General features: G+C 59.5%; 1 protein-coding gene. It reads right to left on the bottom strand.

Features of this window, described 5'->3' with window-relative positions; translation table 11 throughout:
• The coding region (locus HMPREF3178_RS30875) for an Ig-like domain-containing protein (protein WP_228705133.1) at positions 1-466 on the bottom strand (466 nt) is incomplete at its 3' end.
• Positions 467-546: the final 80 nt, after the last annotated feature.

Below are 546 nucleotides of genomic sequence, written 5' to 3'. Positions count from 1 at the left end.
CCTCGCCGGCAACCACGGTACCCAGCACCGTGTCACCGTCATAGATCGTGACCGTGGCCCCCGCCTCGGCGGTACCGCTCAGGGCCGGCGTGGCGTCGTTGGTCAGATCGCCGCTGGCCAGCGGGCCGGTATGCCCGGCCACATCGTCGGTCACCTGCAGACCGCTGACCGGAGTCACGACTGTATCCACCGTCAGCTCAAACACCGGAGAGCGCTCGCTGACGTTCCCGGCCTTGTCGGTCACCGTAGCGCTCAGGCTATGAGGACCTTCGCTAAGCTCCGGTAAAGTAAAGCTCCAGTTGCCATCCTGATCCACAACCACTGAACCCAGTACGGTATCGCCGTCATAAATCGTTATCGTGGCGCCCGCTTCTGCCGTCCCTTTGATCTCCGGCGTTGTATCATCGGTCACATCACCGGAATGAAGCACACCAGTGATGGAACCAACATTGTCATTAACCGTGATGTTCTGTGCTGCAGTGGGTGCTTCAGTATCAGAATCGCTGTCAGAATCCGAGTCACTGTCGGAATCCGAGTCACTGTCAG

The sequence above is a fragment of the Klebsiella sp. HMSC09D12 genome (assembly GCF_001808475.1).
Classification (GTDB): Bacteria; Pseudomonadota; Gammaproteobacteria; order Enterobacterales; family Enterobacteriaceae; genus Klebsiella; species Klebsiella oxytoca.
The sequence above is the reverse complement of the archived record's forward strand: the minus strand, read 5'-3'. Positions and strand labels throughout refer to the sequence as shown.